Here is a 17,570-nt window from a genome sequence, read left to right on the forward strand (position 1 = left end):
ATCGCTAGGCTCGGGGGCGGGGCACGGGATAGGATCGCCGCCGGTACGGGGCGGTAGCTCAGTGGGTTAGAGCAGTCGACTCATAATCGATCGGTCACGGGTTCGAGTCCCGTCCGCCCCACCAGGTTTGGCATTGCGCGAACCGGATCCGGTTCGTTGCCGTCGCCGGTGGACGTAGCGGGTGTCGCCGCGTCCACCGCGACGGGCTCGTCGCGGGGCAGCCGGAACACGGGGATGATCTCGTCGTCGATGATGCGGATCTCGGCGATCAGCTCTTCGATGATGGCCTTGCGTTCGGGTGAGTCGCCGTTGGCGATCACGTGTTCGAGGCGGGCTCGGGTCTTCGCGAGGGTACTGGGTGACGGTGCGACGGGTTCGTCGCTGATCAGGTCGGTGATCTCGTCGCGGCGGACTTTGAGGGCTTCGATCTCGGTACGGAGTTCGCGCAGGCGCGGGCCGGTGTCTTCCTCGTCCATGGTGCCGTTCTCGAACGCCGTTCGGTATTTGTCGCGTGCGGTGGTCTTGGCGGTGATGGCGGCTTCGATGGCGTCGAGTTCGGCGTGCCGGTCGGCATTGGTGTCGCGGTGGTGGGCGCGCGCCTGGTTGATCGCGGTGGCGATGAGTGTGTCGGCGTCGCGGTAGAAGTCGTGGAGGGCCTGGAGGACGGCTTCGTCCATGGCGGGGGCGTCCAGGCGGGGACTGGTGCAGCCGTGGGCGCCGTATCGGCTGCGGGAGTAGCAGGTGTAGTAGTGGTAGCTGCGGGTGCGGCCTTTCGCTGAGGTGCCGATGTACTTGTTCTTGCAGCGTGGGCAGGTGATCAGGCCGGTGAGGTGGTAGTCGGATCCGTTCATGGCTCGCTGGTTGTGGGCGTCGGAGCGGGAGTCGGCGATCTCGCGGATGTGGTCCCAGGTGGGGCGGTCGATGAGCGCGGGGTGGGCGTCGGGGACGTGGGTGTCGCCGTAGACGATGTCGCCGGTGTAGGCGGGGTTCTCCAGGAGACGGCCGATCGTCATGCCGGACCATTTCTTGCCGGTGCGGTTGGTGATGCCGCGCCGGTTGAGTTCGTCGGCTATGGCGCGGGTGCCGAGGCGTTTCTTCACGTACATGCGGACGATTTCGCAGAGGATCGCCGCCTCGTGCTCGTGTGGTGTGAGTTTCTGGGTTGCTCGATCGATGAGGTAGCCGTAGGGGCGGTTGCCGCCGGGCCATTTTCCTTTGGCGGCTTTGGCGTTCATTCCGTTGATGACGCGATCGATGATGGTTTCTCGTTCGAATTCGGCGAAGACGCCGAGGAGTTGGACGAGCATGCGTCCGATGGAGGTGGAGGTGTCGAACGGTTCGGTGGCGGAGGTGAACGCGACTCCGGCGTCTTCGAGTTGACCGAGCAGGTCCAGAAGGTCGGACAGGCGGCGGGAGAACCGGTCGACGCGGTAGACGAGTAGCACGTCGTATCGGCCGGCTGCGGCGGCGCGCAGAGCGCGTTGCAGGCCGGGTCGTTCGGTGGTGGCGCCGGACGCGTCGTCGGTGAAGGGTTCTCCGGCGATGATCCATCCGGGCTGGGAGTTGACGTACGAGGTGAGCGCGGCGAGTTGGGCGTCGATGGAGAACGGCTGGTGCTCGTCGTCGGTGGAGCGACGCAGGTAGAGAGCGACGCGGCGCGTGCCGGTGGGGGTGTCACCGAAACCGGGGCGTGGGCGGCGGCGTCGGGAGCGGGCGGTGGTGGCTGCCACGAGCGTTTCCTTTTCGAGGGGTGGTGGGGCGGGGTGGCGCTTGTCGCGCCACCCCGCCTGGTCGTGCGTCATGCGGTCAGGTCGTCGGGGTGTTCGCGTTCGTAGCGGGCGATGAGGACGGCGAGTGCTTCCACCGCCCTGGCGTATTGGGCGTCGGTCATGGGGACCGTTTCGATGTGGTGGATTCGGATGTCGGTTATGGCGGCCTGTTTCCGGCCCGATGCGGTCCGTGATTTTCTGGCTTCTCTGGATCCTGGACCGGTTTCGACAGGCGCATTTCGATGATACCCGATTTCTGTTGCTGAATGGTCGGGGTCGCGCGGCATATGCCTCCATGAGAGATACGCAAGATTGAGTGTGGCGCGTGACGAATCATGTGCTCGTATTCCTTTCTTCATTGCGGCTTCTGCAATTGCATCTTGGCTGACCAAAGGTTCTTGGCGCGAGCCGTGGCCGGCACCCCGACGGGGTGCCGGCCACGGTGAGAGCGTGCGAGTGCTACTGGAGTTGTGGTGCCGTCTGGTCGTCGGTGACGAAGACGTCGAGCAGTGCGACGGCGTGGCGTAGCCGGGATTGGGCGTCGCGGTTGCTGGTGGAGTACTGCAGGTCGGCGTGGAGTTGGTCGACGACGCCGATGACTGGGGCGGTGCGGATGGCGGCTTGGGGTGTGCCGCGTAGCCAGGTGGTGGCGAGTTGCCGGGAGGCGGCCGCTGCGGCGAGGTTCGTCGTGGAGGCCGCGTAGTTGCGGCGGCCGGTGTCCGGGTGGTGTCGATTGGTGGGTCCGGGCGGTTCGGTGGTGAAGATGCGTAGCCATCGGACGGCGCGGCGTAGGGCGTGGTGGGCTTGTTGGTCGCTGATGTGGTCGTCGCGCAGGATGTCGAGGAGTTCGGCGACCATGGCGATCACTGGGGCGGTCTGGACCGCCTTGCTCGGATGTGCCAGCAGGGTTGCGGTGAACCACTGCACGTCGTGAGGGTGGCGGATCGGTTCCGGTTCGCCGAGTAGTTCGGCGAGGGTTCGTGTCGTTTGCATGTCGTCTCCGTGGTCGTCGGTCGGGAGCGGCGGCACGCTGGTCTTCGCGGGGTGCTGCTCGTTGGTGTCGTGGTGGTTGCTGGTCGTGGTGGTTTCGGGTTCGTGGGCGTTCATCAGGTGTGCTCCGTGATCTCGTGGTCGTCGTACGGGAGTTCGGCGAGGCGTAGTCGGGGACCGTGGTGGCCGTGCAGCCACCACACGTTCTCGGCGGGTGACTGGCCGGTTGCGGTGGCGTGGTCGCTGGCGGCGGTGGCCACCAGGTCGGGGACGTCGGTGTCGGTCAGGAGGTGGTGGAGGTTGAGTTCGCGGCGGGTCGAGGGCAGCCAGAACAGCACCGGCCATCGCCAGCGGGTCATGTCCGCGAGCCGCACGTAGTTGATGATCTTGTTGGCGAGGACGGTCAGGCTCTCGGTGCCGAGATCCATCTCGAGCAGGAACGGCACCTGCCAGTCGTGTTCGGCCCAGACGCCGTGGGCGTCCGGGCGAGGCAGGCTGGTGAGCAGCATCAGGCTGGGGTCGTCGCCGGTGCGGAAGAAGGCTCCTCTCTCTTGCAGGGTGGAAGCGGACCGCCACTGGATCAGGCGGCTGCCGGGGTGGGTGCGTTCGTGGCCGGCCAGGTCGACGAAGAACTGGTTGGTGGCCAGCAGATGCGGCAGGTTCGCCCGGGAGGTCAGGTGCTGGCGGCGCTGCCGCGCCTGGTCGCGACGTGGGAGGGGGTCGCGGCGTTGGGCGGCGACGATCTCGGTGCCGAGTTGGTCGAGCAGGTAGTGGTACGGATAGGAGCCGCCCTCCCAGCGCTGTGGCCGGAACCGGGCCACCACACCCAACGCGAGAAGCTTGAGCAGCCGCCGCTGACAGAACGTCAGCGACCCGAACAGGGCGGTGTTGATCTGGTCGGTGGTCAGGACGCCGTGGTCGTAGAGCCAGCCGAGCAGCCGCAGATCACGGCCGGTGAGAGCGGACTGCGCCCGCAGTAGGCGCTGTTCAGTGCTGGTAGGGATAGGCATCACCCCCCGGGGAGACCCCAGACGAGGGTCTGTCGCAGCACACGACGACCGTCGCCGGATAGCGGCTGACCTGGGCTGACAGGTGGACGATGGGGTCGGTGTGGGGGTCGGTGTCAAGACCGACCCCCACACCGTCACCCGGACACACTCCGGCACCGACACCCCGGCCCCACCCAGCCAGTCGGTCTGAGTCGAAAGCCGTGCTGGTCCCGTTCCGAGGAAGGGATGCGTCGGCTGGTTGACCTGGTGGCGCTGTGATCGATGGTCCGGGCGTGCTGTCGCAGTTGGGTGCCAGTTGGGTTCCGAGCGAAGTAGACAGCAATGGTGATGGACCGTTGGTCGCGGGCGTGACAGGTTCTGACAGATCGACCGCGGGCGTTGGGCCTGGACTTCGGCAGGAGCACGGAGGTACCTTCCGTGGCCCTGCTGACGGGCGGTTCATGGACACTCCTTCTCGTTGATAGGACGGCAGGCGGCTCGCCGCAGCGCCGCCGACGCCCGTCATCACGACGGCGAGCCGGTGACGGCGGCAGTCGGCAGGTCGGCTTTCCCCGTGGTCGGGGGTGCGTCGCCGTCTCCGGTTGATGCTTCGGGGCGGGCGGGTTGGTCGCGGATGAGCTTGACCAGCGCGGACGCCCGCGCATTGGACATCGCGTGGCCCTGTCGGCGGAGCACGTCGGCCAGGGCTTCGCGTGACAGTGGCCGACCCTCGCGGGCCAGGTCGTCCGCGGCTTTGCGGGCGACGGGGAGTAAGTCGCGGATCTCGTCATCGACTGTCGCGGGTGGCGGACCGTCGTCCGCGACGGTTGGTGGTGGCTGCGGACGTCCGGGACCGTCCGGGACGGCCGCCGAGGCCGGGACCGTGACGGCCGGACCGTGCCCGGCTCGGCCGAGTGCGATCTTCACCATGGCCAGGAACCCGACCGCTGGTAGCGCCGCTGCGAGCCAGCCGATGACCGACGGTTCGGCCTCCACGACCTGCGCGCCCAGCGACAGCACCACAGCGACGACCAGCACCACGGCTGGGAACCACAGGTGAGCACCGAGGCGTTTACGGCGCCGTAGTTCCAGGCCGCCGGCCACGGACATCAACTCCAGCACCACGGCGTCGGCCCACGCCAGCCACCCTGGCTGGCCGTGAGCCTCGGCGACGTCGTGCACGTGCGTGAACGAGGCCGCCGCCGCGGCCGCCCCGATCGCCAGCATGATGACGACCTGGACGACACCCTCGACCCGGGCGGCACGGTCCACCCGTGTCGGGAGTGGAGTGTTGGGTTCGCTCACCGGCGGCTCCGTACCGGTGAGGCCCGGCCGTGCCGGGCGGTGGGAAGAGTTCCGGTCGCGGTGACAGGTCGTGACAGATCGCGAACGGGCGCGGATCGGCGCTGGTGACAGATCCGGCGCGTATCCTGCTCTCCCCAAACAGCGTGACAGTGATCGATAATCATGGTTTTACTCTCCACAAGAGACGACGAACCTGCCCGCGGCAGCGGAGCAGGGGACGAACGAAGCAGCCGCCGCAGCCCGAGGGCGGCGACGGCGGCACGCAAGCAAGAGAGCGCGGGCTTGCTACAGGAGAAAGGGGCGGCTCGACGCCGTTCTGGACACCAGACCGACAAGATTTTTTCCAGCGATCACACCGGCGACGGGGGTTGGTGGTGCAGCCGAACAGATCAACACCACTGTCGCGGCGCGCTGAGCTGGGCCTACGGGATCTCACTCCGCTCGTGCTGCCGGGCAGCCGGGACGGCATAGAAGCTCGGCACGGGCCGCTGTTCGACTGGTTCGAGGACCGCTTCGCGATGCTCAACTGGACCATCCCGGCCGATCGCCTTGGTCCCGGCCTGCCGCCCAGGGACATGCGGCCCCGCATGCTCCTGCGGTTCCTGCTCGAAGACGCCGACTACCCCCAGCGGGACAAGATCTGGGCCGCCGTCATCACCGGCGCCCGCCGGCCAGCGACTGCCGAGCCCTACCGGCTCCTCGCGATCAACCTCGCCGTTCGCGGCCTGCGCCGCTCCCGCAAGCGCGTCGTCTTGGCCCACCGCGACGACACCGCCGACATCGACCACGACCTGCTCTACGGATTCCTGAAACGGATGACGACCATCGACGTCCGGGCGACGAACCTCGGCATGAAACTGATCGAGAGCGGCATCACCCACGCCAAGGGCCAACAATCCCGGCCATCCCAACAACCCCGGAAACCCCGGAAGCGCCGACCACCTGCGGCCATGGCCGACAGCACGCCCGATGAGGAAATCAGTGCCCTCTTCCACGAATTTCTGGCCGCGCTCGCCGCCGATGGAAGGCCGCTGGCCGAGCGGGACGTCAAACTGCTCACCATCACCGGTTTCGACCACGTCAGCATGAAGGACGCCGCCGACCAACTCGGCATGAGCTTGGACGCCGCCTACAAGCAACGCCAGCGCGCCATGACCCGCTTCCTGAAGTACCTCGCCGCCCGCGACCGGGAACCCGACGAGAAACCGGCCGGTGGAGTTCGCGGGAAGTCGGCTACCGGTCGCGGTGCCACGGCATCCGCGGAGGCGGCGGCAGCATCGACTCGTCGAACGGCTCCGCACCCTGGCCCACCGCGACCAACTCGCCGATCAGCGCCGACAGCTCCTGCTGCCAGCTCGGATCACGATCGATCCGCAACACCCCACGGATCCGATCCGACACCACCAACACCGGACCACCCGAACGACCGGCCACACTGAAATCCGGCCCATGCACCAGCACGACGGCGCCCGCGACACCGGACTGGACCGTCACCTCCGGCGGGAACGGGCCCGACCGCGCGATGTCCCACAACACCACCACGAGATCAACCAGCACGACCTCGTCCTCCAAGAACACCACGTACGACGACGCCGCACCTCGCGACCGAGCCGGCCACACCGAGGCCGGCATGTCGCGGAGTTCCGCTGCCAGCGAGCCAGCCAACGTTTCGCGACTGGTGACCGCCGCAGCGGGCGCGGCGGCGGCCTCGGTGTCGCTTACCGCGCTATGGGGGCGGCTGTCTGCCGGATCAGAGGTCGCCATCACGTGAACCAGCCTGCCACCATCCGTAAGACGCTGGAAGTCAGCGGGCACGCTCTCCGCGGCCCGACGGGAACTGGATCGTCTAGCTCTTGGGCTGTTCGCCCTGCTCAGTGACGAAAACGCCGACACCGGAGAGGCCCTCGACGAGTCCTTTCGCCTTGAGCCACTGAATCGCGTTGCGCACTACGGTGATCGATACGTCGTACTGCGCTCGTAGTTCGGCCGTACTCGGTAGACGGTCGCCCGGTTTGAGACGACCCGATTCGATCTGCGTGCTGATGTCATCGATGATCAACTGCGTTTTGGACTTCGCCACGTCTTCTCCCTGGTCCGCACGACCAGTGGACCATGTGGCGACTTCCAGCCGCAAGCATAAGGACGCATCTTGTCGCATCTAGGTGTTGCCTTATGCATAAGGTTGGGTTAGGTTGCTGGTTGTCGCTCCCCGGTCCGCAACCCAGCGAGTGACCGGCCATGGCATCCGCGTGCCGTGGCCGTGGAACACCCCGGCCGGTCGTGACGCACTGCGTCCACCGGCCGGGCCCCGACGACAGCGAAGGAGGTGCCTCGAACTGACGGCCCACATCTATGACGTACGGGTCGGACGAATCCGCGACCAACCTCTCGAGATTTAAGGAGGACCGCGATGATCAGCCCGAGTGATCCCCTGTGGCGAGCGGCCCAACAAGCCGCCGACTGCTTGTCGCAGGCCGGCTACGCGTTCGTCGAGGACGACCGTATCGAAGGACTCGCCACGACTGTCCAAAGGTTCCTGGAATCGGTCGGCATCCCGACGAACCCTGGCGGTGAGACTCGTCGAAGCGCATGACCATGCCGGCGCGGGCTGTTCTGCTTCATCAGCGACGCAGCGCGATGCCATGTCGCTGACGGCGGCTCAAATCAGCGCCGTCACCGCCAGAACCAGGATCCAGGCGAGGAAGCTACCGCCGAAGCAGATCAGCCCGCCCAGCCGCGCGGAATGCTCGACGTCGCCCAACGACTGCGCACGCGGCCGACCGAACACCGAGATGACGATGTAGGCGGCGAAGTACGCGATAGCAGGCAGGCCGCACATCGACCACAACAACGTTCCTGCCGAAGCCCCATCGGACGGAGCGAGGATGAACAGACCGCAGGCAACCAGCCACGTGCAGAACGCCGCGACAGAGTAGATCAGCGCGTTACGGCCTACTGGCGACATCGTCGGGAAGAGGGCAGGCCGCATGCCGCGTTCCTCGGCCTTCCGGGCCTCGACGTCAGCCTGGTTCACCGCGTCCCAGGCTCGCCGAAGTGCTTCATCGACGTCGTTCAGCCCAGTTCGCGCTGTGCCGCCGAACGACGGATGTGGCTCCCGTAACCGCTGCGCCAGAGCAGGGAGGTGTTCCCCTTGAACGTTCAGCCGTCGTTTGAGCTTGTCGACCTCGGCCCGGCCTGTGAGGGCTCGCTGCCGGACCTGCGTAGACCTCGCCTCTTCCTGGCTGCGGGCATCGGCGAGTTGGCGCGCGAGGTCAGCGTATTCAGGCCATCTCATGGCGGCCCCGCATCACGAACATCACCGTTCCGGCGAAGCTTCGATCGCAGCCTCAGCCCGATCGAGGAGATCCCACCAGTGCTCGCCTTCATCGCAGTAGGAGGCAAGAAGATTGGCCGCGATGACGTAAGCAAGGATGATCACGCGTTCCATCGGCAGGATCTGATCGACTCGCGTTCCGGAGTGAGCTGCCTGAAGGTACTTGTTGACCTCGTCGTCGGCTACGCCGACCCACTTTTCAGCGGTTGCAACCTCTCCTGCGATTTCAGCGAGCTCCTCGTTGGTCGACCGTGCGCCTTCGTTGAGGTCGTACAGGACATAAAGCGACACCGCCGTAGCAAGGTTTAGACCGTGAATAGCGGCCTCATCACCGGTGAACGCGCCGAGAGCTTGTTGCAGGCGGGCAAGGTCCTTGCCAACTACCGCTCCAAGCGCCTCGCGTACGAGCGGCTCCACACTGAAGTCAATCTTTCCCACCATCAGTCCTTTCGGTTCTTCCGTAGCTCGTCGACGAAAGATCGGATCGCGGCGACGGCAGCGATCGCAGCGATCGCCACGCCGGCTACCGCTTTCACCGGCACCGGCATGAACTCCTGCCACGGCGACCAGGCGACCGCCGTCGCCGCTCCCATTGCCCCGATTGCGGTCGGAGTCAAGTATCGGCGTGGCGGCGCCTTGGCGTGCTGCTCCTCAGCGACGCGTCGCGCTGCCGCTCTCCTTCGTCGCTCCTTCTTGGTCAGGCGCTTGGGTTTCCGCGGAGAACGTGCGGGCGGTCCTGTGCTGCCCCCGCCGCTACCTCTTCAAGTGCCGTCGGCGACGGCTCGGGCCTGGCTGATGGTGTCGTTGGCGATGTCGATCGTGCCGTGCACCTGTTGGGAGAGCTTCTCGATACTCTCCTTGACCGTGGTGAGGCCGGCGACGGTGGCGGTAGCGCCGAGGGCGACGGCCTGGTTGACGGCTTCGTCGGTTTTCGAGGCTGCGGCGTTGGCGGCGTTGCTGGTGTCGTTGAGTTCGTCGATCACCCCTTGCAAGGCGGCGATCACCTCATCGATCGCGGACATCGGCGTGTCCTCCTTCTCGAAGCGTGGTAGTGGCATAGAGGTCTACAGCCGCGAGCTCATCCCGGTTCGTTGATCTCGTCGTGGCGGCCGGGGCGTACGAACGGCACGATGAGCCGTTGGCGTTGGTCGTGCCGGTCGAGCAGCAGTGCCCGGTTGGATCGTGGCTGCCAGGACAGCGTGTGGTCACCGAGCAGCGAGGACAGCTCGCTGCCGGGGACGTTGAGCGCGACCAGGCAGGCCACGTCTTCGCGGCCGGCGGAGCCGCCGATGGCGTCGGAGAAGCGGCGGGCGACGCGCCACCAGCTCAGCACGTGGACCCCGTGGCCAGGCCCTTGGCGGAGCACGGTGCGCAGGTCGTCGAGGCCGGTACGGCGTTCCGGGCCGCGTTCGCCCAGTAGCGGCACGATGACGTCGGCGGCGAACGCCACCAGATACGTCGGCTTGCCGGGCGCAGCGGTGGCGAGGTCGGCGAGGATCGCGCGAACTGTTCCGCCGTCGGCTTCGGTGCAGTCGTGCCCGGCAGCGGTCAAAGCGGCGACGAGGTCATCGACGACCTGGTCGGCGACGGCGGCGAAACTGGCGACCACGAAGCGGGCGGTGCCGGGCTCGTGTTGGCTGGCGAGACTGGCCGTGGCGGCGTGCAGGACGTCCGCGCCGATGGTGGAGGTGCCGAGGACGGCCAGGTGCCGGCCAGGTACGGCGTCCATGGCGAAGCCGACGGTCGGTAAGCCGACGTCGATGGCCCGGCCGACGAGGGCTTGCCGACGGCGGACCTGCGGGGTGAGCGCGCGGTAGAGCGGGTCGTCGTCGATGTGGTGCTCGGCGTAGCCGGCGAACACCGCGGGCGGCTCGTTGACCGGCGACCTGGACTGCCACAGGATGTGGCGCTGTGCGGCGAGCGACGCCGGGTCGGCTTCCGGGAACCGGACGACCCTGTTGGCATGCTCGACGCCGCCGGCGTTGTTGACCACGGCGGAGCCGACCGGGAGGCCGTCGGCGGCGGTGTTGCCGGATTCGAGGATGCCGGATCCGCCGGGCAGCGCGATCCGCAGCGGGAACTGCCCGAAGATCGAGTCCTTCTTCGTGTACAACGCCTCGATCCCGGACAGAGTCTGCGATGCCAGGATCAGATGGATGCCGTAGGAGCGGCCCTTGCGGGCGAGGTCCTCCAAGGCCGCGACGGCGTCGCGGGCGAGGGTGTCGTTGGCGCCGAACAGCACCTGGAACTCGTCGATCACGACGACCAGGCGCGGTAACGCGACGTCGGTGCTGGCGCGCAGGTCGGCAAGCTTGGTGACCCCGGCAGCTTTGAGTGCGGCGGCGCGGCGGTTCATTTCCCGGGTCAGAGCTTGCAGGACGGCGAGCCCGTACTCGCGGTCGGACTCGATGCCGACCGTGCGGGCGTGCGGGATCCAGGACGGGTCTTTCAGGGTGGGCGTGAACTCGACGAACGACACGCCTTCCTTGAAGTCGAGCAGGTACAGACCCAGTTCGTCCGGGGAGTATCGGGACGCGAGGGCGTACAGCAGGATCAACAGCAGGTTCGTCTTGCCCGCGCCGGATCGCCCGGCGAGCAGCATGTGCGGCGTCGCGTCGTCCAGTACCAGCTCGTACGGGATCCGCCCGTCCCGGCCGACCACCGTCCGCAACCCGGTCGCGGACGATTCCTGCCAGATCCGGTCCGGCATCAGCGACGCGAAGTCTGTGCGCCGGGCCACCGCCGCGGTCGCCGCCATCCGGCGGCTGACCTCAGCAGTCACGTCCTCGCTGGCACCGGGATCAAGCCGGATCGGTGCGGCAAGACCGCTGCCGTCGGCCGACAACCGGTACGGGCCTGGCGGCTCCGACATTGTCCACCAGCCGTCCCCACCCGCGCTGAGCATCGTCGTGTGGTCCAGCCGTGGTGGCCCGTCGCCGTGCATGAGCGTGGGCGGCCAGCCCGCCAGCAGCAGGTGCACCCGCGCGGCCGGGCCAGCATGAGCGATCGCGGCCAGCCGCGCCCACTCGGCACGCCCATGCCCCGACGGCAACGCGGCGACGGCTATCAGCAGCACGGGCGGTGCCTGCAGATCGCCGGCTTGCGCTGCGGTGATCTGCTGCTCCGCCTCATCCAGGGCGGTGCGCAGCCCGGCGAGCGTGGTGGCCGGGGCGGCCCACGCCTCGGCATCGATGAGCGGCCGGAACGCAGTGAACACTGCGCCGAGCATCGCCCCGTCCACCGGCAGCACCCGCACGCTGCCCTCTGGCAGTGCCGCGATCGTGCGCACCAGGACGCCGCGCAGCCATGCCGCCACGGATCGGTCTCGGGCGTCGGTGTCGATTGCCAGGTGGCCGGCGCCGACGAACGGCGCTGCTGCCCAGAACACACTGCTACGGATCGGCTCCGCGTCGCCTACCCGCAGGAACAGCGGACCACCCGACCGCGCGTCCTGACCGAGCTGACGGTTGACGATCGGCCCGTCGAGCGGCAGGCCGAGCCAGCCTGGCAGACCGGCCTGAGCCACGACCTGCAGCTGACCTACCAGCCGCCGCAGCTCACCATCGGCCGACGCACCCGCGAACTGGTCATCCTCCAGCCCAGCGACCGCCGCCTCCGCATCCAGCAGCAACGACGCAGCCTGCCGATGCAAATCCACCGCTCGCCCAAGAAACTGCGCGATCGAACCCATCGCGGTCCTCCCCGTAGCGATGCGGCATCAACCGGGCGTCACCCTATCGGACGCATGCACGTGGTGTCATTCCTTGGTCTCGATGCGTGTTCCTCGTGGGTGCAGGTTAAGTCCTCGACTTCGAGATGGAGTTACACCCTTGTCTCGTGCAGCGGTTCTGCATCCTTTCGAGAAAGGCCCTCGCCTTCCACGATGGTTTCTTGCAGTTGCCTGACGAGTTGACGCAGGCTCGCGTCGAGATCGACCTCATCCCGTGTCTGGACGATAATCTCGTCGCGCACCTCGTAGACGTACGGCTGCCAGGTCTCCCGGGCGATCCGGGTGCACTCGTCGACGACCTGCTGCCGGGTCTCGGCCGCGGCCCGGTCCTGGCTGGCCCGCGCGCGATGCGCCACGTGCTTGTCGATGAACCCGGTCAGGTAGACGGCGAGCGGAAGCGCAGCCTCGACTGGGCCGACGTACGGCTTCACATTCTCGGCCATCTTCGCCATTCGGGTCTTGTCTGCGGTTTCGCCAACCTCCTGGGTCATCGTTTTCAGCACGCCGAGCAGCATGGTCCCGATGGTTCCGGTGTGCTCCGAGATCCGGCCGGGTTGCTCCGCGGTGGCGGTCTTCGTCCCTGAGCCGAGCCTCTCCACCAGCGAGGCGAAGCCGCTCCATGTGGGTTGAGCGCGGTCCCTCTCTTTGCCCTTGCGGATCGACTGCCGTAACCGATCGAGGTGCGCCTGGTGTTTGGCGAACCACTCGCCGACCGTGCGCTGCAGCTCGCCGGCCGCGGATCCCGGCTCCCATGACCGCCGTAGCACCTCGTCGACAAGACCTTCGAGGCTGGCCTGAGCGGCCTGGTCGAGGTTGCCGAGCTGCTTCTCCCACTGGTCGCGGCGTTGCACTCCGTGGTTCGCGACCGCGGCCTGCTCGGTGTAGTCCGCCAGTTGTCCCCGCAGCTCGGACAGGGTCTCGTCGAGCACCGTCGACCAGTACCGCTGCCCGGCCGCACGCCGCCACTCGGGTAGCTCCACGGGGGACAGCCGATCGAGGGCCGCGGCGAGGTCCCGCATGCCATCCCAGTCCCGGAACTCATCCCAGATCCAGGAGCCGGGATCGGGGTCCGGCCCGGCGGTTTGGAACGGATCTTGCGCGACGACGAAGACCGGCACCCGGTCGTCCAGGCTGAACAGTTCCCGCAGCTCGCGGACCTTACGGTCGCCGATTTCGCGGTACCCAGCGCGGTTTCCTTCCGGGTTTCCGTGCGCCTCGTCGAACCGCGACACGACGAACCACATCGCCCCGGTCGGCCAGCCTCGGGTGAACAGCTGCCGGAACACGTCCCGCTCGGCGGTCACCAGTTGTGGGGGCAGGACCACGACGCCGATGTCGGTGAGCCCGACCGCGGCCATCGCGCGGGAGCTGTTCCCGGCACGCACGTCGGAGGCACCGACCTCGAATCCGGGAGTGTCCCGGACCATGCATGTGCCCATCTCGACCTCGTTGACCTCGAAGGTCTCGTGGCGTGCGCTGATCGTCAGCCAGCCGGGGACCTCGCGGCCCGCGTCGACGAGTAGCCGGCGCAGCAAGGAGCTCTTACCGGTGTCGTAGGACCCGACGAGGGTCACCACCGGCCGGTCTCGCTTCTGGAAGGCGTCCCAGTCGTCGGCGTACCGCCCAGGTGATCCGCCGGGAAGCCGCCCGAGCCAATCCTGTACCGCGTCGACGTCCACCACTGTCATTCGTTTCTCCCCATCTGCTCCGCAACCGTGATCAGGGCGTCGGCCGTCTCGGCCTGGGCCTTTGCCGTGCCCATTCGCTCGGCTATCGACGACTCCCGGGCCAAGTGTTCGTCAAGCAGCGCTTCCAGGTCCCTGGCCCGCTGTTCGAGGTAGGCGAGGTGGCCGCCCCACTGCTCGTCACGCAGGATCATGTCGACGATCTGCGCGGCTATCTCGTCGATCTCCTGCGACGCTGATTCCTGCTGCTTCTGGTGCTGGTCGGCCTTCTTCGCGTCGGTGGCCATCTCCGCGATGTCCACCGCAGAGGCGATGACCCCTAAGACAAGGCCCACCCGGGCGACGTTGGCGCTTCCCTTGACCGCGCCCCACGGCTTGAACTTGTAGTTGAACTGCTTCAGGAGCGTGTAGAACGCGTCCCGGTGACCGAGCGCCTTCGCCAGCGGCGCCACGGCACCGGCGACACTGCCGGCGCCCGAGGCCACATCTTCGTACCAGGCGGTTCCTCGAGCCTCGAACTCCGCCACCAGCTCGGGCGCCACCTGCAACTCGGCAGCCGCCATCTCGCGCCCGATCATCGAGATGTAGTCGCCGTGCCACTCGTCCAACCGGCGGGACGAGTCCTCGCGGTAACGCTCGAGGTCGGCCTCGAACTGCGGACTCTTCCACCACGACTCTACGAGTTCGGTCAGCTTCCCGGCGTCCTTGCGGTCCAGCTCGGCGACCGCGGACCTTGCCTGCACCGCGTGCCGGTCCACCATGCGACGGGCTTCCTCACGCAGCGTGCTCTCGACGAGCATGCCGTCGCGCACGGCGTCCCGGAGGCCGGCGATCACCGGTTCCAGGCGACTCAGCTCCTCCGCACCGCCGCCGAGTACCCGGCGCAGTGTGAATCGGTAACGCTTGAGGGCGGTGACCGCTGCGTCGAGGGCAGCCGACGATGCCGCTTCGGCCAACTGCTCGTCGGAGAGGCCGAACAGCGCGCTGGTCAGCGCGGCCACGCCGTCCCACAGCCGATGCTCGTCGAAGTCCGCGGGCTCGGCCGTCACCGCCCCGCCGACCAAGCCGTACGGATCCCCGGACAGGCAGTGAATCCGGTCCGGGCTCACCTCGGTGGAGCGAGCGACGAGAGCGACGCGCAACTCCTCGCATTTGCCTGCTTGCAGACTGATGAAGCGCTCCGGGGCTGCCAGGGGATCGGCGCCCATCTCATCGCATCGATTGATCAGGAACACCGTCCGCGTGCCCTTGGCCGCGGCCGTCTGCGTGCCGCGCAGCAGCTCCTCCAGTTTCGAGGTGTCGCCGACCAACAGGTTGATGTGGACCACCACGAGGACCAGAGCGGCCTCAGTGATCGCCTCGACCGCGATGGCGTCGTGCTCGACGTGCTCACTCTGCAGGCCCGGCGTGTCCACGAGATCGAACCGGGGAAACCTGTAGTAGCTCGCGGCCGTGGTCGCCGGCAGCGCCCGGGTGTCGAATGCGGCGCTCGGTCGCCGCCCGCCGTCCACCAGGATCCGGTGCACCAGCGACGACTTCCCCGAGCTGTAGTCGCCCAGCACAGCGAATGCCGGCCGGGCCCGGTTCACCCGCCAGAAGGTCCCCACGACGTCGGTCAGGCCCGGGTCACGCCGGGCAGCCTCCTCCAGGTCGTGACGCCATGAGTAGATCGCCGCCGGCGACGGTGCCCGCCATGCCGCGTCCACCGCGTCGGCTAGCCGCGTACGGTCCGCCTCCTGCCGAATCGCGTACGCCTCACGCACCACTTCGGCGATCTGCGCCGGCCGGTGGCCGATCTCGGACTCCAGCCAGTCCTCGCCCAGCAGCACCTGGGTCACCTCGGCCGGCGTCGCTCCGATCCGGTGCTGAGCCCGCCGCAGGACATCGGTCGCCAACGGTGCCGGACGGATCGCCTCGGCGTATGTCCGCAGGCTGTTGAGCAGCCCAGTAATTCGAGCACACGCCATCCGGAGCTCGATCGCGGCGCTCAGCGACTCGACGACCACCGGCGCCAGCGCGGTCCACGCCGCCCGGCGGCTCTCCTGGACGAGGGCATCCTCCTTGTCGGCGAATGTCCGGTCCACCGCCCGATGGCCCTCGGCGATGGCGTCGGCCTTCGCCTTCCGGGTCTGCTCTGCACCCTGCCGGCTCGCCCTCTTGCCGAGGTACTGCCCAACCTGCGTGACGATGCCGATGCCGGCGACTGTGGTGGCGAGTACCCATCCCGCAGGGTTCCAGATCAGCGGCAGCGCGAGGGCGCCGAGACTCGCCGCGATGCTCCCGCTCCGGGCAGCGGTACCCGCCATGCTGCCGCCCTTGTCACCGGAAATCGTCGCGGCGTGCACTGCGGTTGGCCCGTTTGCAGCGAGTCCGTGATCCACCGCGATCTCAAACTCACGCTGCAGAAAATCCTGCCGGCCGGCCCACACGGCCTGCACCGCGGTGGTCATGGCCTCTTGGTCGTACGCGGCCTCGCGGAACTCCTCCTTCCCGAATGCCTTGCGTTCGGCGAAGGCCCGCTGGATCGCGTCGTCCACGTTGACCTTGGCTTGGCGGTGACAGGCCGCGAGATACGAGGCGGCGAGATGCCGGACGAAGCGGTCCAGCGAACCCTTCGATGGCGAGGTGTAGGGACGACCCCGTGCCTGTTCGGACAGGTGGACTAGGTCTCCGCTGAGCGTCGCGTCGTGCAGCCACTCGGCACGTTCGGTTTCGTCCGGGTAGCCCAGCACGGCGAATAGCGACTCGACCCGGCGCTCCAGCGCGTTAGCTTCCCCTTCGAGTTCGGCCGCCAGGCCCTCCAACTCGCCTATCCCGTGGCGGCACCGGGACCTGATGTCTTCGCGCAACGCCGCCAGCCGCAGGTCGGCCCCGCCCTCCGCGATCGCGGCGACGATGAGCTGCTCCAGCATGCGGAAGTTCGACCAACGATCCAGGTAGTCCGTACCGAAGGTCTCCCTCGCGTCCTGAAAGTCCTCCGGAAACGGGCCTCGGAACGGGGTCGCGGCGCGCGCGTACAGGGCCCTCTGGCTCTGGATCGCAACGACCGGGACGTCGAACAACCCGATCCGGGCAAGCTGGGTGCGGATGTTATCGGCATGCTGGCGCACCGTTTCGGAAAGATGCCGGCGGCCGGATTCGCGGACCATCGCTGGGTGACGCCAACGCCCGTTACGGGAGTTGAGGACGGCCACCACCGGCTTCCCCCGGTCGAGAACCCAGTCGGCGATCTTCTCAAACTCCATCGCCTGCTGGGACTGACTGTCGAAGCACAACAGCACGATGTCGGCGATCTCGACAGCCGTACGGGCCCTGGCTTCCAGGACATCCCGGCTCTCGGAGGCACCCCAGCCGTTGATCCCGGGTGTGTCGAACAATCGGCAGTCCCGCCACTCGACATGACGTACCTCGGTGGTGAAATCGTTGTCACCGGGCGAGACGTACGCTCCGTCGAGTCGGCCGAATATCGACAGCAAGGTGCTCTTCCCCGCGCCGGTTCGCCCGAAGAACGCAACGTTGAACGTGCCGAGCGAAGCCCGCTCACGATCGAGATGACGTCGCAACTCCGCTGGAAACCCATGAACGAAGTCATGCAGCCGAGCGATAAAGCCCGGACCCCGTCCCTGGGTGAGGGCGGTGAGCAAGTCGTCCGTGATGTCGTCCAGGTGGATCAGTTCCATGCGTCCCTGCTCGACGGCCGATTGGACGGCCTCCTCGAACGACCTCTCCGCTGTCGTCAACGCATCATCACTTTCGCTGTCCGAGGGA

The 17,570-nt window shown here is 67.5% G+C and carries 13 protein-coding genes and 1 tRNA gene; 1 reads left to right on the forward strand and 13 read right to left on the reverse strand.

Translation table 11 applies throughout. From position 1 onward, the window contains the following. Nucleotides 1–47: 47 nt before the first annotated feature. Nucleotides 48–124: transfer RNA gene (locus BC793_RS10440), tRNA-Ile, on the forward strand. Here BC793_RS10440 and BC793_RS10445 read toward each other — a convergent pair. From BC793_RS10445 to BC793_RS10500, 13 genes are all read right to left on the reverse strand, one after another. Further along, on the reverse strand, nucleotides 81–1,802 hold the full coding sequence (locus BC793_RS10445; protein ID WP_109592410.1) for a recombinase family protein: 1,722 nt from the start codon (nucleotides 1,800–1,802) through the stop codon (nucleotides 81–83). The genes BC793_RS10440 and BC793_RS10445 overlap by 44 nt on opposite strands. Before the next feature lie 426 nt (nucleotides 1,803–2,228). Beyond that, a complete protein-coding gene (locus tag BC793_RS49505) occupies nucleotides 2,229–2,876 on the reverse strand; it encodes a hypothetical protein (RefSeq protein ID WP_158319217.1) in 648 nt (215 codons plus the stop codon). Next, complete coding sequence (locus BC793_RS10450; protein ID WP_109591730.1) at nucleotides 2,876–3,769, reverse strand: replication-relaxation family protein; 894 nt, start codon at nucleotides 3,767–3,769, stop codon at nucleotides 2,876–2,878. The genes BC793_RS49505 and BC793_RS10450 overlap by 1 nt, the downstream gene beginning before the upstream one ends. 504 nt (nucleotides 3,770–4,273) lie before the next feature. Continuing rightward, on the reverse strand, nucleotides 4,274–5,053 hold the full coding sequence (locus tag BC793_RS10455; protein WP_239169848.1) for a DUF2637 domain-containing protein: 780 nt from the start codon (nucleotides 5,051–5,053) through the stop codon (nucleotides 4,274–4,276). A 422-nt stretch (nucleotides 5,054–5,475) separates the two neighbouring features. Beyond that, entirely contained in the window at nucleotides 5,476–6,132 is a 657-nt protein-coding gene (locus BC793_RS10460; protein ID WP_109591732.1) for a hypothetical protein, read from the reverse strand. 154 nt (nucleotides 6,133–6,286) lie between these two features. Beyond that, complete coding sequence (locus BC793_RS10465; protein ID WP_146246218.1) at nucleotides 6,287–6,868, reverse strand: hypothetical protein; 582 nt, start codon at nucleotides 6,866–6,868, stop codon at nucleotides 6,287–6,289. Between the two features lie 31 nt (nucleotides 6,869–6,899). Beyond that, nucleotides 6,900–7,133, reverse strand: coding sequence for a winged helix-turn-helix domain-containing protein (locus BC793_RS10470; RefSeq protein ID WP_092547212.1), 234 nt, complete (start codon nucleotides 7,131–7,133; stop codon nucleotides 6,900–6,902). Nucleotides 7,134–7,712: 579 nt separating this feature from the next. After that, entirely contained in the window at nucleotides 7,713–8,348 is a 636-nt protein-coding gene (locus BC793_RS48750) for a hypothetical protein (RefSeq protein ID WP_146246219.1), read from the reverse strand. A 21-nt stretch (nucleotides 8,349–8,369) separates the two neighbouring features. Beyond that, nucleotides 8,370–8,825, reverse strand: a complete 456-nt coding sequence (locus tag BC793_RS10480; RefSeq protein WP_146246220.1) for a hypothetical protein — start codon at nucleotides 8,823–8,825, stop codon at nucleotides 8,370–8,372. A 323-nt stretch (nucleotides 8,826–9,148) separates the two neighbouring features. Then, entirely contained in the window at nucleotides 9,149–9,409 is a 261-nt protein-coding gene (locus BC793_RS10485; protein WP_146246221.1) for a hypothetical protein, read from the reverse strand. Nucleotides 9,410–9,465: 56 nt separating this feature from the next. Then, nucleotides 9,466–12,078, reverse strand: coding sequence for an FtsK/SpoIIIE domain-containing protein (locus BC793_RS10490; protein WP_109591744.1), 2,613 nt, complete (start codon nucleotides 12,076–12,078; stop codon nucleotides 9,466–9,468). 131 nt (nucleotides 12,079–12,209) lie between these two features. Continuing rightward, nucleotides 12,210–13,805, reverse strand: a complete 1,596-nt coding sequence (locus tag BC793_RS10495; protein WP_203896107.1) for a GTPase domain-containing protein — start codon at nucleotides 13,803–13,805, stop codon at nucleotides 12,210–12,212. Continuing rightward, nucleotides 13,802–17,482 (reverse strand): GTPase, encoded by a 3,681-nt coding sequence (locus BC793_RS10500; RefSeq protein WP_146246222.1) that lies wholly within the window; start codon nucleotides 17,480–17,482, stop codon nucleotides 13,802–13,804. The genes BC793_RS10495 and BC793_RS10500 overlap by 4 nt, the downstream gene beginning before the upstream one ends. Nucleotides 17,483–17,570: the final 88 nt, after the last annotated feature.

The sequence above is a fragment of the Actinoplanes xinjiangensis genome, from assembly GCF_003148685.1.
Taxonomy (GTDB): Bacteria; Actinomycetota; Actinomycetes; order Mycobacteriales; family Micromonosporaceae; genus Actinoplanes; species Actinoplanes xinjiangensis.

What these genes read in the sequence shown, in the direction of transcription:
- BC793_RS10445 (WP_109592410.1), bottom strand. Translation starts at nt 1,802, where the DNA reads ATGACGCACGACCAGGCGGGGTGGCGCGACAAGCGCCACCCCGCCCCA.
- BC793_RS49505 (WP_158319217.1), bottom strand. Translation starts at nt 2,876, where the DNA reads ATGAACGCCCACGAACCCGAAACCACCACGACCAGCAACCACCACGAC.
- BC793_RS10450 (WP_109591730.1), bottom strand. Translation starts at nt 3,769, where the DNA reads ATGCCTATCCCTACCAGCACTGAACAGCGCCTACTGCGGGCGCAGTCC.
- BC793_RS48750 (WP_146246219.1), bottom strand. Translation starts at nt 8,348, where the DNA reads ATGAGATGGCCTGAATACGCTGACCTCGCGCGCCAACTCGCCGATGCC.
- BC793_RS10485 (WP_146246221.1), bottom strand. Translation starts at nt 9,409, where the DNA reads ATGTCCGCGATCGATGAGGTGATCGCCGCCTTGCAAGGGGTGATCGAC.
- BC793_RS10490 (WP_109591744.1), bottom strand. Translation starts at nt 12,078, where the DNA reads ATGGGTTCGATCGCGCAGTTTCTTGGGCGAGCGGTGGATTTGCATCGG.
- BC793_RS10495 (WP_203896107.1), bottom strand. Translation starts at nt 13,805, where the DNA reads ATGACAGTGGTGGACGTCGACGCGGTACAGGATTGGCTCGGGCGGCTT.
- BC793_RS10500 (WP_146246222.1), bottom strand. Translation starts at nt 17,482, where the DNA reads ATGGAACTGATCCACCTGGACGACATCACGGACGACTTGCTCACCGCC.